The 15968-nt window shown below is 69.6% G+C and carries 11 protein-coding genes and 1 riboswitch; of the genes, 8 read left to right on the top strand and 3 right to left on the bottom strand.

Translation table 11 applies throughout. From position 1 onward, the window contains the following. Window positions 1–132 precede the first annotated feature (132 nt). Window positions 133–1578: a glyceraldehyde-3-phosphate dehydrogenase gene (locus tag ACWIHT_RS03040; protein ID WP_456163760.1), complete on the top strand. Its 1446-nt coding sequence runs from the start codon at window positions 133–135 to the stop codon at window positions 1576–1578. Window positions 1579–1657: 79 nt separating this feature from the next. Here ACWIHT_RS03040 and ACWIHT_RS03035 read toward each other — a convergent pair whose 3' ends face one another. Next, window positions 1658–3727, bottom strand: coding sequence for a DUF1996 domain-containing protein (locus ACWIHT_RS03035; RefSeq protein ID WP_456163758.1), 2070 nt, complete (start codon window positions 3725–3727; stop codon window positions 1658–1660). 334 nt (window positions 3728–4061) lie between these two features. Next, window positions 4062–4235: riboswitch (cyclic di-AMP (ydaO/yuaA leader) on the top strand. Between the two features lie 8 nt (window positions 4236–4243). Here ACWIHT_RS03035 and ACWIHT_RS03030 point away from each other — a divergent pair. Beyond that, window positions 4244–6001 (top strand): NlpC/P60 family protein, encoded by a 1758-nt coding sequence (locus ACWIHT_RS03030; RefSeq protein ID WP_456163756.1) that lies wholly within the window; start codon window positions 4244–4246, stop codon window positions 5999–6001. 184 nt (window positions 6002–6185) lie between these two features. Next, a complete protein-coding gene (locus tag ACWIHT_RS03025) occupies window positions 6186–6650 on the top strand; it encodes a hypothetical protein (protein ID WP_456163754.1) in 465 nt (154 codons plus the stop codon). A gap of 1 nt (window position 6651) precedes the next feature. Here ACWIHT_RS03025 and ACWIHT_RS03020 read toward each other — a convergent pair whose 3' ends face one another. Continuing rightward, the gene (locus ACWIHT_RS03020; protein ID WP_456163752.1) at window positions 6652–7512 is read right to left on the bottom strand and encodes an endonuclease/exonuclease/phosphatase family protein; all 861 of its coding nucleotides are present in this window, start codon (window positions 7510–7512) and stop codon (window positions 6652–6654) included. A 177-nt stretch (window positions 7513–7689) separates the two neighbouring features. Here ACWIHT_RS03020 and gndA point away from each other — a divergent pair, with 177 nt between their 5' ends. Then, on the top strand, window positions 7690–9159 hold the full coding sequence (gndA, locus tag ACWIHT_RS03015; protein WP_456163750.1) for an NADP-dependent phosphogluconate dehydrogenase: 1470 nt from the start codon (window positions 7690–7692) through the stop codon (window positions 9157–9159). Window positions 9160–9214: 55 nt separating this feature from the next. Here gndA and ACWIHT_RS03010 read toward each other — a convergent pair whose 3' ends face one another. Beyond that, complete coding sequence (locus ACWIHT_RS03010; RefSeq protein WP_456163748.1) at window positions 9215–10303, bottom strand: LacI family DNA-binding transcriptional regulator; 1089 nt, start codon at window positions 10301–10303, stop codon at window positions 9215–9217. Window positions 10304–10507: 204 nt separating this feature from the next. Here ACWIHT_RS03010 and ACWIHT_RS03005 point away from each other — a divergent pair, with 204 nt between their 5' ends. The 4 genes from ACWIHT_RS03005 (at window position 10508) to ACWIHT_RS02990 (ending at window position 15960) form a co-directional block, all read left to right on the top strand. After that, complete coding sequence (locus ACWIHT_RS03005; RefSeq protein WP_200712559.1) at window positions 10508–11434, top strand: carbohydrate ABC transporter permease; 927 nt, start codon at window positions 10508–10510, stop codon at window positions 11432–11434. Between the two features lie 2 nt (window positions 11435–11436). Continuing rightward, window positions 11437–12387, top strand: a complete 951-nt coding sequence (locus ACWIHT_RS03000; RefSeq protein ID WP_456163746.1) for a carbohydrate ABC transporter permease — start codon at window positions 11437–11439, stop codon at window positions 12385–12387. A gap of 45 nt (window positions 12388–12432) precedes the next feature. Next, window positions 12433–13773, top strand: a complete 1341-nt coding sequence (locus ACWIHT_RS02995; RefSeq protein ID WP_456163744.1) for an ABC transporter substrate-binding protein — start codon at window positions 12433–12435, stop codon at window positions 13771–13773. A gap of 135 nt (window positions 13774–13908) precedes the next feature. Continuing rightward, window positions 13909–15960: a beta-galactosidase gene (locus ACWIHT_RS02990; RefSeq protein WP_456163742.1), complete on the top strand. Its 2052-nt coding sequence runs from the start codon at window positions 13909–13911 to the stop codon at window positions 15958–15960. The last annotated feature ends 8 nt before the right edge of the window (window positions 15961–15968 follow it).

Raw genomic sequence — 15968 nt, 5'->3', positions numbered from 1 at the left:
AACCGTGAGGGCCCTGCCGACGCGCGTCGGCAGGGCCCTCACGGCGTTCGGCGGCCCAGGAGGGACCCCTCGGAACGAGCAGATGAACAGCGGGTTAGCATATGAGCGCCGCCTAGCTCGAAAGAGAAACCTGTGCCTGTCAACGAGGACTCGTTCACCAACTGGAAGCACCGCGAGGAAATCGCGGAGTCGATGATCCCGATGATCGGGAAGCTGCACCGCGAGCGGGACGTCACCGTCCTGCTGCACAGCCGCTCCCTGGTCAACAAGTCGGTGGTCAGCATCCTCAAGACCCACCGGTTCGCCCGCCAGATCGACGGCGAGGAACTCTCCGTCACCGAGACCCTGCCGTACCTGCGCGCGCTCACCACGCTCGACCTGGGCCCCGCCCAGATCGACATCGGCATGCTCGCCGCCACCCACCGCACCGACGAACGCGGCCTGACCGCCGAGGAGTTCACCGCCGAGGCCGTCGCCGGTGCCACCGGCGCCGACAAGGTCGCGTTCCGCGAGGGCCGCGATGTCGTGCTCTACGGCTTCGGCCGCATCGGCCGCCTGGTCGCCCGCCTGCTCATCGAGAAGGCCGGCTCGGGCAACGGACTGCGGCTGCGCGCCATCGTCGTACGCCAGGGCGGGGAGCAGGACATCGTGAAGCGCGCCTCGCTGCTGCGCCGCGACTCGATCCACGGCCAGTTCCAGGGCACGATCACCGTCGACGAGGCGAGCGGCACGATCATCGCCAACGGCAACGAGATCAAGGTGATCTACGCCGGCGACCCCTCCGAGGTCGACTACACGGCGTACGGCATCAAGGACGCCATCCTCATCGACAACACGGGCAAGTGGCGTGACCGGGAAGGGCTTTCGCGGCATCTGCGGCCCGGGATCGACAAGGTCGTGCTGACCGCGCCGGGCAAGGGCGACGTCCCCAACTTCGTGCACGGCGTCAACCACGACACGATCAAGCCGGACGAGCAGATCCTGTCCTGCGCGTCCTGCACCACCAACGCCATCGTGCCGCCACTGAAGGCGATGGCCGACGAGTACGGTGTGCTGCGCGGCCATGTGGAGACGGTCCACTCGTTCACCAACGACCAGAACCTGCTGGACAATTACCACAAGGCCGACCGCCGCGGCCGGTCCGCGCCGCTCAACATGGTGATCACCGAGACCGGTGCCGCGTCCGCCGTCGCCAAGGCGCTGCCCGACCTCAAGGCGCCGATCACCGGCAGCTCGATCCGCGTCCCGGTGCCGGACGTCTCGATCGCGATCCTCAGCCTGCGGCTCGGCCGCGAGACCACCCGCGCCGAGGTCCTCGACTACCTCCGCGACGTCTCGCTGACGTCCCCGCTGAAACGGCAGATCGATTTCACCACCGCCCCCGACGCGGTGTCGAGCGACTTCATGGGCTCCCGCCACGCCTCGATCATCGACGCGGGCGCCACCAAGGTCGACGGCGACAACGCGATCCTCTACCTCTGGTACGACAACGAGTTCGGCTACTCCTGCCAGGTCGTCCGGGTCGTCCAGCACGTCACCGGGGTTGAATATCCGACGTACCCCGCACCGGCGGTCTGACCCCGGCGCGTCGAACGTGTGACGGCCCGGCCACCCCAACTGCGTGCGGCCGGGCCGTCGTTGTCACCTGTGCGCCATGTCAGCGAGTACTGCGCTTGCCCCGGTACAGCACCACGAACCCGGCGACGAGCAGCAGCGCTCCGGCCACGGCGGGCCACAGATTCGCGCCGGTCTCCGCCAAACCGCCCTGAGCCTGCGGCTGGTTCGGGCCCACGGCCGCGTAACTCTCGCCGCCCGAGGACGAGTCGGGCGGTGTCGCCGCGGGGGTGCCGACCTGGCCGCCCGCGTTGCCGTTCGAACTCCCCTGTGTCTCGGTCGACTTGGACCCCTCTGTCTGCGTGTCGGCCTTGGGGACGGACACGGCGGTCGTCAGATCACCGGGGTCGGTGGTCTGGGTGTCGGTGGGCTCGGGGTCGTCGGCTCCGGTGTCCGGGGCGCTCGTCGCGGGATCCGCGGAGGGCTGGTCACCGGAGTTGCCGCCGTTGCCGCCATTCCCCTCGTCGCCGCCGTTGCCGCCGTTCCCGCCGGGCTCGTCGGTCGCGGTGTCGGTGGGCGCCGCCGTAGCGGTGTCGGTCGCGGTCGGGGACGCCGTCGGCTCACCCGAGCCGCCACCCGCACCCTGGCCGCCGCCGGAACCGTCACCCGAACCGCCGCCGTTGCCCGAACCGCCGCCCGATCCCGGGTCGTTGTCCGTGCCGGCGCCGCACTTCTCGCCGCTGTTGATGCAGGTGACCATGTCGTTCATCAGGCTCTCGGAGAACACGTTGATGAAGTCGCCGTGGTCGGTGACGGGCTTGTGCTGCTGCTCGGGGAAGGAGTCCACCGCGAACAGTGGGCTCGTCTTGCCGCCGTCCTGGAGGCTCGGCGCGTCGACGGCGTAGACGATCCGCTGCACCAGCTGCGGAATGGCCTCGAAGCCGGCCGGGCAGGCGCCGTCGGCGGCCTCGAAGGCCACGTGGGTGCGGTGGTTGGCGCTGTCGATGTTGCGGCCGTCCCAGCAGCTCTGGAACTTGAAGGTGCGCACGACGTCACTGCCGGACGGGCACAGCGGGTACTTGTCCTTGAGCTGACGGTCCTCGAACCCGGTGCAGCTCCAAGAGGCGTTGGCGTTGGCCGGGCCGTTGACGAAGGCCTTCGCGTCGCCGGTGATGATGCGCAGAAGGCGCGGCATCGCGACGACCTTGCTCTGCGGGTTGCCCTCGAAGGTCAGGGTGACCTGCTTGGCCGTGACGATCTCGCCGGTGTTGCCCTCGGTGCCGCCGCCGGGCTTGTCGGCGTCCCGCTCCTGCTTGCCGTTCTGCAGGCGCAGCACCGGCCAGTAGTAGGTGGACTTGTCGCCCGGGTTCTCGCAGCTCGTGTCGGCGTTCGCGAGGTCCTGGTCGCTGGCGAAGGCGTTGTTGGACTGGTTGCCGATGTAGTCGTGGAAGTGGTGGGCGCCGTTGGTGACACCGGGCGCGACGATCACGTTGTCGGAGTTGAACAGGCCGTTCTCGTTCACCCCGCAGGCGGTGACGAACGTACCGCGCGAGGCGCCCGCCTGCTGCTGCGGAGCGTTCACATTCGGCTGTACGGAGGTGATGTCCGCGTAGTCAGAGGCGACCGGCCCGTTGGTGGACTGCTGCTGGCCCTGCTGACCCTGGCCGCCCTGGTCCCCGGTGCTGGCGCTGGCGCTCTGGTCGTCGCCGTTGCCTCCCTGGTCACCCTGATCGCCGGTCTCGTTCGTGGGCGCGATCAGCGTGCAGGCGGCGAGGGCGTCGAGTCCCTCCGGGCGGTCCCCGACCTGCGCGATGGCGTCGTCGATCCGCCCGATGGTCTCGGCCCGCTTCTCCTTCAACGGATTCATGATCTCGTTGTCGGCGAAGGAGGCGTCCTGGCGAATGGAATCCCTTGAGTCCTGAAGTTTCTGGTAGGCCTCGGTTATCTGCTGGTCCAGATTCGCGAGTTCCTTGTCGACGTCGGCCTTCGCCTCGTCGGGCACCGTCGTCAACTGGGTACCGACGTCCGGGCAGTCGATCGTCGCGCCTCGCGATGCCGCGTCCGGAGACCCTTGTTGGGCGGAGTCACCGCCCCAACCACCTTCGGACGCCGACGCGTAGACGTTCGCCGCCATCAGTCCTCCGCCGCCCAGCATCAGGGCGACTGCTGCCATCGTCGCGCGTCGTGCGCCTGTGGGGCGTCTGCGCGTGTTGCGTGCCAAGGAAGTTGCTCCTACACGTATCGGTCGGCCCGGCTCGTCCCGGCATGGAAATCCCCCGACCCAATACGGAGCCGGGCCCCGGTGTGTTCAACCGTCCCAGAAATTCATAGCGACCTCTTATGGATCACCGGCCCCGGCGGGCTCCTGCCCCCTCGACACACCAGGGCGAGGTAAAGGTCACAAATACGTATCGGACATATCGCGCTTCAACCTTCACACGAGGCACACACGTTGGCTAAGTTGGCGCTCAGGCCGTACGACCTACTCCGGCGATCGGCGCCGGGCCGCACGGCTCGCGCCGAGTCCGGCGTGTCGCTCGCGACAGCCGGAGCCGGGGACCCAACCGAACTTGGGGTGAATCGGTCCAACTGCCCCTCAGGGCAAGGACCGTAGGGCAAACCTTCCGTGATCGACGCCCGAACCCGACAGCTAACCCGGTAGGCGCGAAGCGGAAGGAGCACGTCTGCCATGCCGGCAGAACGACGCACGCGCACCGGAGGCAGTGGCCCCACCGTGGACGACCGACCCAGCCGCGACGAAGTCCAGCGGCGGATCAACTCCCTTTACGACAGGGCCGAGACGGCCACCGGAAACTACAACGCCACACGTGCGATGTCCGGGAAACCGCGCAAGCGTGTCGAGGCCCGCCCCAGCGCGTCACGTCCTTCCGACCCCGCCGTCGAAGCCGTCACCCGGCAGCTGTTCGACCGCGCCCGCACCCAACTGGGCCCGACCGTACCGGCGATGCTGCCGCCCGGCAGGACCCCGGCCCGCCCGGCCGAGTCCCGCCCCGAGCGGTCCGAACGACCCGAGCGACGCCCCGAGCCCCAGAGCACCGGCCGCGAACTCGAAATGCAGCCCGGTCGCGCCGTGGCCGAACTGACCATGGGGACCACCGCCGCACCGGAGCCCACCGCCCCGCAACTCATGCCCCCCGTAGCGGAGTTGACCGCTGCACCCATTGCCGCGCTGCCTCCCGCCGCACAGGAGACACAGCAGTCTCCCGTGATGGCACAGATGCCGCAGATGTCACAGATGCCGCAGGCACAGGTACCTCAGGCGCAGGTGCCGCAGCCTCCGCAGATGTCTCAGATCGCCCAGATCGCGCAGATGGCTCAGGCCCAGATGTCGCAGACGCCCACGGCGACCGTCCTCGACCTGCCGCCGGTACCGCCCGCCCCGGCCGTCGACGTGCCGCCCGCGCGCGTCATGGCACCGCAGCAGTTCGCGACCGCCCCGGCACCGGCCTTCGACCCGCTCACCGCGAGCCTGGACCTGCTCCCGTCCATCGGCACACCGCGTACCGAGACCGCGCCGACGGGCGCCACCTGGCCGCCCCCGGAGACGGCCTGGCCCGCCCCGGAGACCACGTGGTCCACCGGACAGATGCCGATGGTGACCGAGCAACAACAGACCTGGTCGACAGGGCAGATGCCCGCGGTGACACAGCAACCGCCGTGGTCCACCGGCCAGTTCCCCGTGGTGACCGAGCAACAGCAGATGTGGTCGACAGGACAGATGCCAGCGGTGACCGAGCAACCTGCCTGGTCGACCGGGCAGATGCCCGCAGTCGCCGAGCAACCGGCCTGGTCCACGGGGCAGATACCTCTCATCCCCCAGCAGCCCACGGCCCAGCCCGAGTGGCAGCCCGCGCCGGAACCGTTTTGGCGCCCGCCCCAGCAGGAGTGGCAGCCGACCGCCCCCGCCCCCGAGGTCGCCTTCGCCGCGGCCCCGTCCGTCGCCCCCACACTCGCACCCCCCGCCCCTCCGGCCATGGCCCCGGAAGTCACCCTCCCACCGGCCCCGGCCATGAGCCCGGCGCCCGCCGCGGTCATCCCCACCACGACCGCACCGGACGCCGGCGCCCAGAGCAAGACCGCCACCGCGCTCGCCTTCGCCCGCGCGCAGATCGGCAGGCCCTGCCTGTGGGGCGCGGCGGGACCGGACGCGTACGACTGCTCCAGCCTCACCCAGGCCGCATGGAAGGCGGCGGGGGTCCTCCTCCCGCGCACCGCCCAGGAACAGTCCGGCGCGGGCGCCCTCGTCCCGCTCACGGACATCCACGCCGGCGATCTGATCTTCTTCTACGACAGCATCGACCACGTCGGCCTCTACACCGGCAACGGCCTGATGATCCACGCGCCGAGCCCCGGCACTCCGATACGCGAGGAGTCGATCTTCTACGCCGGTTCCGCCGCCATCCGGGGCGCCGTACGACCCGCCTGAGCCACTGGTTCACACGCGTCCCGCTACTCCCTGCGGGCCGCGTCGTTGCTCTGTACGAGTGGTGGAACCCAGGACACGGTCGTAGCGTCGAACCAGAAGACGGACGACGACCGTGTCCCGCAGGCGGGTCCACCGCCGGTGCGGGTGCGGAGTGACGGGTACGAACGGGCGGCCGGGAGCGGACATGTACAAACACACCATGGTCGGAGTCGTCACGGTCTGTGCCGCCGCTCTGCTGGCGCCGGCCGTGGGCACCTCGTCCGCGGCCCCGGCGACGGTGCACGCGCAACCGGTCGCCCAGCGGCAGCCCGCGGTCCCCGTGCTGGTCGACTGCCTCTGGCATCCCGAGGTGCGTCCCAGCGACTTCATGCTGGCCTGCGGCGACGGCAACAGCCGCCTGACGTCGCTGCGTTGGACCGACTGGAACGCCAACTCCGCGACGGCGACGGGCGTCAACTGGGTGAACGACTGCAAACCTTATTGCGCGGTGGGCAAGTTCCACTCCTTCCCGGTGACCGTGCGGCTCGACTCCGCGCAGACGTGGAAGCGGCATCCGCAGCTGCGGCAGTACGGCGAGATCACCCTGACGTACCCCGGAGCGCGGCCGGACAAGTTCCAGCACACCGTGACCTACCCCCTGTGGAACTGACTCACAGCGACAGCTCCACCACCAGCGGCCGGTGATCGGAGATCTCCACCCTCGGCGCGCCCACCGCCCCCACGGCGTCCGCGCCGAGCCCCGTCGTCATGATGTGGTCGAGCTGGACGAGCGGCCGGTGCGAGGGAAAGGTCGCCCGCCGGGCCGCACTCCGCCAGCCACGTGGCGCGGTCGCGTTCAGAGTGAGCCGGGGAAGAGCGCCGAAGAGATTGAAGTCGCCCATCAGCACGCGGGGTTGGGGCAGCTCCGCGATCCAGCGGCGCACCGCGCGGAGCTGGCCGATGTTCCAGCCCGGCACGAACGAGAGATGCACGGCCACGGCGGTGAACGGCCCCTGCGGGCCTTCCAGTACGGCGGCCAGCGCGGCCCGGGGCTGGTCCCGGGCCAGCACCGGAGCGGCCCGCCCGGCGACCCGCAACGGCACGGCCAGCGGGCCCGGGGACAGTCGTAGGGACCGCCATTCGCGGACCGGCAGCCGGGACAGCAACGCGATGCCCTGGGAAGGGAGTTCGGGCTCCAGGGCCTCGGGGCCGTGGACGCGCATCGCGGGCTGGGACGGGTCGGTGACCCAGCCCCGGTCCGGCACGAAACGGCTGTGCAGCGCCGTCGCGTAGCGCCAGTCGCGGGCGCCCAGCGCCGTGGCGGCGACCGCCGCCTGATCGAGGCGGCCGGAGCGTTCCTGGAAGCGGTCGACCTCCTGGAGGGCCAGCACGTCGACGTCCAAGGACGCGACGGCCTCGGCGAGGGGTGCCGAGGGGTCGGCGGGGCGGGCGGCGGCCGGTTGGCCGTCCGGCCGGATCAGCTGGCCGTGCAGCACGTTGAACGTCGCGCACCGCACCCGTATGTCACCCATGGCCGCTCCCTTCCAGGGGAGCGATCTTCGCATCCGGCGGAACGCGCCGTGCGGCGGTCGACAAGATCGCTCCCAATCACGCGGAATTTCGAGTCAATCCGCGATCGCGCACGTACCAGCGGTCATGGGCGCCCCGCGCCGACCCGCCACGTCACCAATTCGGAGAACAGGCACCCCATGAACGCATCCGCACCGAACAGCACAGCCGCCGACGCCACCGCGCAGATCGGCGTCACCGGCCTGGGTGTGATGGGCCGCAATCTGGCCCGCAACTTCGCCCGCAACGGCTACACGGTCGCCGTCCACAACCGCTCGCCGCACCGCACCCACGAGTTGATGAAGGAGTACGGCGACGAGGGCGCCTTCGTCCCGGCCGAGACGGCACAGGAGTTCGTGGCCGCCCTCGAAAAGCCCCGCCGCCTGATGATCATGGTGCAGGCCGGTCCGGCCACCGACGCCGTGATCGACGAGTTCGCCGCGCTGATGGAGCCCGGCGACATGATCATCGACGGCGGCAACGCGCACTTCGCCGACACCCGCCGCCGCGAGGCCGCCCTGCGCGAACAGGGCCTGCACTTCGTCGGCGCCGGGGTCTCCGGTGGCGAGGAGGGCGCGCTGAACGGGCCGTCGATCATGCCGGGCGGCTCGGCGGAGTCGTACGCCGTGCTGGGCCCGATGTTCGAGTCGGTCAGCGCGAAGGTCGACGGGGAGCCCTGCTCCACGCACATCGGGACCGACGGCGCCGGGCACTTCGTGAAGATGGTGCACAACGGCATCGAGTACGCCGACATGCAGCTCATCGCCGAGGCCTACGACCTGCTGCGCCAGGTCGGCGGCTACACCCCCGCCGAGATCGCGGACGTCTTCCGCCGCTGGAACGAGGGACGGCTCGGGTCCTATCTGATCGAGATCACCGCCGAGGTCCTCGCGCACACGGACGCGGAGACCGGCGGGGCGTTCGTCGACATCGTCAAGGACGCGGCGGGCCAGAAGGGCACCGGGCGCTGGACCGTGCAGACCGCGCTGGAGCTGGGGTCGCCGGTCACCGCGATCGCCCAGGCCACCTTCGCCCGTGCCTCCTCCAGCCAGGCCGACCTGCGCGCGGCCTACCGCGGGCTGCCCGGCGGCACCACTCCCCCGCTCAGCCGCACCGAGGCCGACCGGTTCACCGCCCAGGTGGAGCAGGCGCTGTACGCCTCGAAGGTCATCGCCTACGACCAGGGCTGGAAGATGATCCAGGACGCGGCCACCGAGTACGGCTGGGAGATCGACCTCGCCGCGGTCGCCGGGATCTGGCGCGGCGGCTGCATCATCCGCGCCTCCTTCCTCGACCGCATCCGCGCCGCCTACACCGCCGACCCGGGTCTGGTCAGCCTGCTCGGCGAGGAGACCTTCGCGCGGGAGATCGGCGACGCACAGGTCCCGTGGCGCGAGGTCGTCGCCTCCGCGGCCCGCCGGGGTATCCCCGTCCCGGCGTTCTCCGCCGCGCTGTCGCACTACGACACGCTGCGCGCCGAGCGGCTGCCGGCCGCCCTGCTCCAGGGCCAGCGCGACTTCTTCGGCGCCCACACCTACGGGCGTACCGACCGCACCGGCACCTTCCACACCCACTGGTCCCGGCCCGGCCGTCCGGAGACGACGGCCTGACCAACTCCCTTGCCCAGCCCGCCCGTTGAGGCGGGCCGCACAGACCATGCGCCCGCTACTCGCCCACGGCGGGAGCGGGCGCCGCCGTACTCGCGCGGACCACGAGTTCGGTCGGTACCAGGGTGGTGCCGTGCTCGTCGCCCCGGTCCCGCATCCGCCGTAGCACGCCCTGCACGCACAGGCGGCCGACCTCGGCAAAGTCCTGGTGGACGGTGGTCAGGGGCGGCAGGAAGGAACCGGCCTCGGGGATGTCGTCGAAGCCGATCACGCTGACGTCCTCGGGGATGCGCCGACCGCGCTCGTGCAGGGCCCGCAGCAGACCCAGTGCCATCTGGTCGTTGGCCGCGAACACGGCTGTGCAGTCGGCCTGTTGGGCCAGTTCCAGTCCCACGCGGTAGCCGGATTCCGCGGACCAGTCGCCGCGCACAACGGGGGGCACGGACCGTCCCGCGTCGGTGAGTTCGGCGCTCCAGGCGTCGGCGCGGCGCTGGGCGGCGAAGGACTCCTGGGGTCCGGCGAGGTGCCAGACGGTGCGATGGCCGAGGTCGAGGAGATGGCGTACGGCGGCTCGCGCGCCGCCGTTCTGGTCGGTGTCGACCACGCTGTAGCGGTCGCCCGCGTCGGAGTCGGCGACGACGACCTGGACGTGGGGCGGCAGCGAGATGGTCGCCGCGTCGAGGAGGTGGACCTCCATGATCGCGATGACGGCGTCGACGGCGAGTTCGCCGAGGCGGGAGAAGGCGCCGCGCACCTCGTCCTGGGTGGGGACAGCGACCGGCAGCAGGGTGACGGCGTAGCCCTCGTGCGCGGCGGAGGTGGCGATCGCCTCCAGGGTGCGCATGTTGCCGGTGGTGGAGAGGTTGAAGGTGATGACGCCGATGGTGCGGAACTCACCGCGCTTGAGGGCGCGGGCGGCGCTGTTGGGCCGGTAGCCGAGTTCCTTCATGGCGGCGAGGACCTGTTGCCGGGTCTCCTCGTTCACGCCCGCGTAACCGTTGGACACCCGGGAGACGGTCTGCGAGGAGACGCCGGCCAGGCGTGCGACGTCGGCCATGGACGCGCTCGGGGCGCGCCGCGCGGCCCGTTTCCCGCCGCGTCTGCGGGGCTCCTCGGTGCCGGCCGAGGCACTGTGCGCTGTGTCCACCCGTCTCCCTCCCCTATCGATCCGATTGCCTGGGGCACGTTTCACCAAACGGCCCTTGACCACCGACATTGGGGCAGTGTAGACATGCCGCCATCAGATGTTTACGTAAACATAACAGGCCGAGAGCCTCTCGGACCTGGATGTTTACGCAACCATCGCGACGGCGTGTGACGCCGGTTCCGAGATGGACGAGCGAGGAACTACATGACGACGCTTCAGCCCCCTGCGGCCGCGACTCGGCCCCCGGTCAGGCCATCGGCCAAACGGGACCGCCGTTCCTGGACAGGGTGGGGTTTCATCGGCCCCTTCGCGGTGGTCTTCGCCTTCGTCTTCCTGGCTCCGATCGTGTACTCGGTCTATCTCAGCCTGTACCGCAACCAGCTCATCGGCGGAAACCACTTCGTCGGCCTGGACAACTACACGCAGGCCTTCCAGGACGACCAGTTCTGGTCCTCCCTGGAGCGGGTCTCGCTGTTCCTGGTGATCCAGGTGCCGATCATGCTCGGCATCGCCCTGTTCGTGGCCCTCGCCCTGGACAGCGGCCGGCTCTTCGGCCGGGACTTCTTCCGGATCACGATCTTCCTGCCGTACGCCGTGCCCGCGGTGGTCGCCACCCTGATGTGGGGCTTCATGTACGGCACCCAGTTCGGTCTGGTGGGCGACATCAACAGCGCCTTCGGCGTCACGCTGCCCGACCCGCTCTCCACGCACCTGGTGCTGGCGTCGATCGGCAACATCGTGACCTGGGAGTTCGTCGGCTACAACATGCTGATCTTCTACTCCGCGCTGCGGGTCATCCCGACCTCGCTGTACGAGGCCGCGGAGATCGACGGTGCCGGGCAGTTCCGTGTCATCACCGCCATCAAGCTCCCCGCGATCCGCGGCGCGCTGGTGATCGCGACGATCTTCTCGATCATCGGCAGCTTCCAGCTCTTCAACGAGCCGAGCATCCTGCGACCGCTGGCACGCAACGCGATCACGACGGACTACACCCCGAACTTCTACACGTACTCGCTGTCCTTCAACGGCCAGCAGCACAACTACTCCGCGGCGGTCGCGATCATCATGGGGCTGATCACCATGGTCATCGCCTATGTCGTGCAGCTTCGCGGCATGCGCAAGGGAGCCTGACCATGAGCACCCCCGTCACCACCGCCTCCGGGTCGGCGCCCGCACCGTCCGGCGGCGGCTCCCGGAGCGCGCCCCGGCTGCGCACCCCCCGCAAGAAGCACACACCCGGGCGCCCCAAGCGCAGTGTGCTGCTGACCGTGCTCACCGGTCTGATCCTGGTCTACACCGTGGTGCCCCTGATCTGGCTGGTCATCAGCTCCACCAAGACCCAGGCGGGACTGGCCGACTCCAACGGCCTGTGGTTCGCGCACCGCTTCGCCCTCTGGTCGAACATCCACGACACGTTCACGTACCACGACGGCATCTTCGGCCGGTGGCTGCTGAACACCCTGCTCTACGTCGTGCTCGGCGCCGGCGGCGCCACCTTCCTGGCGATCCTCGGCGGCTACGCGCTGGCGAAGTTCAACTTCCCCGGGAAGCGCGCCATCTTCGCCGTGGTCATCGGCGCCGTCGCCGTCCCCGGTACGGCCCTCGCGGTGCCCACCTTCCTGATGTTCAGCAAGATCGGGCTGACGGACACCCCGTGGGCGGTGATCATCCCCTCGCTGATCTCGCCGTTCGGCCTCTATCTGATGTGGGTCTTCGCGACCGAGGCCATCCCCGTCGAACTCCTCGAAGCGGCCCGTATGGACGGAGCCGGCGAGATCCGCACCTTCTTCCAGGTCTCGCTGCCGCTGCTCGCCCCCGGTGTGGTCACGGTGCTGCTGTTCACCACGGTCGCGACCTGGAACAACTACTTCCTGCCGCTGATCATGCTCAGGGATCCCAACTGGTACCCGCTCACCCTCGGTCTGAGCGCCTGGAGCTCCCAGGCGCAGACGATCGGCGGTGATGTCATCTTCAACCTGGTGATCACCGGTTCGCTGCTCACCATCGTGCCGCTGATCGCGGCGTTCCTGCTGCTCCAGAAGTACTGGCAGTCCGGTCTCGCCGCCGGAAGCGTCAAGGAATAACCCACCCTCAAGTAGTCCCACCCACGAAGAAGTGGAAGCACCTCCATGCGCAGAACCACCGGCCGCCTGCTGCGCGGCCTCGCCCTCCTCTCCGTCCTCTCCCTGGGGGCGACGGCGTGCGGCAGTTCGGACGACGACAGCTCCAGCACCAAGGCCGTCTCGGCCTCGGACATCCAGGCGGCTCTGAAGAAGGGCGGCTCGGTCACGGTCTGGGCCTGGGAGCCCACGCTGAAGAAGGTCGCGGCCGACTTCGAGAAGAAGTACCCCAAGGTCAAGATCAACCTGGTCAGCGACAAGTCCGGTGACAAGTACTACACCGCGCTGTCGAACGCGATCGCGGCCGGGAAGGGCGTCCCGGACGTCTCCCAGGTCGAGTACTTCGCGCTCAGCCAGTACTCCCTGACCAAGGGTCTCAGCGACCTGGCCCCCTACGGCGCGGACAAGCTGGCGTCCAAGTACACGGCCGGTCCGTGGAACGCGGTGAGCGACGGCTCCAAGGTCTACGGCCTGCCGATGGACTCGGGCCCGATGGCGATGTTCTACAACAAGAAGGTCTTCGACAAGTACAAGATCGCCGTCCCGACCACCTGGGACGAGTACGTCGTCGCGGCCCGCAAGCTGCACAAGGCCGACCCGAAGGCGTACATCGCCAACGACGCCGGTGACGCGGGCTTCACCACCAGCATGCTGTGGCAGGCCGGTTCGCGCCCCTACAAGGTCGACGGCACCAAGGTGACGGTCAACTTCGAGGACGCGGGCGCCAAGAAGTACACGGACACCTGGCAGAAGCTCCTCGACGAGAAGCTGGTCTCGCCCATCAACGGCTGGACCGACGACTGGTACAAGGGCCTCGGTGACGGCACCATCGCCACCCTGACCACCGGTGCCTGGATGCCCGCCAACTTCGTCAGTGGTGTGGCCGGTGCCTCCGGCGACTGGCGCGCGGCCCCGATGCCGCAGTGGACCGCGGGCGCCAAGGCCAGCGCGGAGAACGGCGGTTCGTCCCTCGCCCTGCCCGCGCTGGGCAAGAACAAGGAACTCGCCTACGCGTTCGTCGAGTACGCCAACTCCGGTGCCGGTGTCCAGACCCGTGTCGACCAGGGCGCCTTCCCGGCGACCAAGGCGGAACTCCAGTCCTCCGCGTTCCTGAACAAGGAGTTCCCGTACTTCGGCGGCCAGAAGGCCAACGAGATCTTCGCCCAGTCCGCGTCCGAGGTCGCTTCCGACTGGTCGTACCTGCCCTTCCAGCAGTACGCCAACTCGATCTTCAACGACACCGTCGGCAAGGCCTACATCTCGGGCACCACGCTGGCCCAGGGTCTGAAGAGCTGGCAGGACGCCTCCATCAAGTACGGCAACGAGCAGGGCTTCACGGTCAACAAGTGACCCGCTCCAAGTAGCCGGTCCGCAGCGACCGGCACCTCCTCGGGAGCCGCCGCCGAGCAGCACTCGCCCGGCGGCGGCCCGCCCGGAATCCACCCCGCATCTCGCAGCGCCTGTGCAGTAACCGGAAGGACCCCCATGATCTCCACCCTCCTGTCCAAGTTGCGGCACGGGCCGGACGGTGACGCCACCCCCCGCCTCGCCTACGGCGCCGACTACAACCCGGAGCAGTGGCCTCGCGAGGTGTGGGACGAGGACATCCGGCTGATGCGCGAGGCCGGCGTCAACATCGTCTCGTTGGGGATCTTCTCCTGGGCCCGCATCCAACCGGCCCGGGACACATGGGACTTCGGCTGGCTCGACGAGATCATGGACCTGCTGCACGCGGGCGGCATCGGCGTCGACCTGGCCACCGCGACCGCGTCCCCGCCGCCGTGGCTGAGCACGGAGCACCCGGAGATCCTCCCGGTGACCGCCGCCGGCGAGACCCTGTGGCCGGGCGGCCGTCAGCACTGGCGCCCCACCTCGCCGGTCTTCCGCGAGCACGCGCTGCGCCTGGTACGGGAGTTGGCCGAGCGCTACGCGGACCACCCCGCGCTGGTGGCCTGGCACGTCTCGAACGAGCTGGGCTGCCACAACGTCTACGACTACTCCGACGACGCGGCCCGCGCCTTCCGCGACTGGCTGCGCGCCCGCTACTCCACCGTCGAGAGCCTCAACCAGGCCTGGGGCACAGCGTTTTGGTCGCAGCGGTACAGCGACTGGGAGCAGATACTGCCGCCCCGGCTGGCCGCGTCCTTCCCGAACCCGACCCAGCAACTGGACTTCAAGCGCTTCTCCTCGGACGCGCTCAAGGACCATCTGCGCGCGGAGCGCGACCTGTTGCGCGAGATCACCCCTGATGTGCCGGTCACCACCAACTTCATGGTGATGGGCAACACCAAGGGCATGAACTACGCCGACTGGGCCGCCGAGATCGACTTCGTCTCCAACGACCACTACGTCACGCCGGGTTCGCAGGACCGCGACGAGCTGTCCTTCTCCGCGAACCTCGTCAGCGGGATCTCCGCCGGCAAGCCGTGGTTCCTGATGGAGCACTCCACCAGCGCCGTCAACTGGCAGCCCGTCAACGTGGCCAAGCGCCCCGGCGACCTGGCCCGTGACTCGCTGCTGCATGTCGCGCACGGCGCCGACGCCGTCTGCTACTTCCAGTGGCGCCAGTCGGCCGCGGGCGCCGAGAAGTACCACTCCGCGATGGTGCCGCACGCCGGTGCCGACAGCGAGGTCTTCCGCGCGGTCGCCGAACTCGGCCGCACGCTGCGGACGTTGGCGCCGATCGCGGGCACGGACCGCGAGACGGCCCGGGTCGGCATCGTCTTCGACTGGGAGTCCTGGTGGGCGAGCGAGCAGGACTCGCACCCCACGGACCGGCTCGACTACCGCCAGGAGGCGCTGGACTGGTACTCCGCCCTCCTCGACCTCGGCGTACGGGCCGACATCGTCACGGCGCAGACCGCCCTGGACCGCTACGACGTGGTGATCACGCCGGTCCTGCACATGATCCCGGCGGCCCTGTCCAAGGAACTCACGCGCTACGTCGAGCAGGGCGGCCACCTCGTCTCCACCTACTTCTCCGGTGTCGTCGACGAGAACGACCACATCTGGCTCGGCGGCTACCCGGGCGCCCTGCGCGACCTGTTGGGCATCCGCATCGAGGAGTTCGGCCCGCTGCTCGACGGCGACACGGTCGAACTGGACCTCGACACCGCCGCCACGGGCTCCCTGTGGACCGACCGGATCACGGTGACCGACCCGGAGGTGGAGGTGCTGGCCCACTACCGCAGCGGCGCGTACACCGGCCGCCCCGCGGTCACCCGCCGTACGGTGGGCGGGGGTTCGGCCGCGTACGTGTCCACCCGCCTGGGCCGCGACGGCCTCACCGGCCTCCTCCCCCGACTGCTCGCACCGGCCGGTGTCGAGAGCGAACTCCCGGTCGGCGTAAGGGCAGACGTAGAACTGACCGTGCGCCGCAGCGCCGACAGCCGCTACCTGTTCCTGGTCAACCGCACCGACAGGACCGTGCCGTTGACCGGCCTGTCCGGGGAACTCCTGGTCGGCACCGCGGGCGAGGACGGTTTCCCCGTTCTCGCCCCCAGGGACGTCGCGGTGGTACGCCGGCCCGCGAACTGACGACGGGG

It is taken from the genome of Streptomyces sp. NPDC002276 (assembly GCF_053891435.1).
The sequence above is the reverse complement of the archived record's forward strand: the minus strand, read 5'-3'. Positions and strand labels throughout refer to the sequence as shown.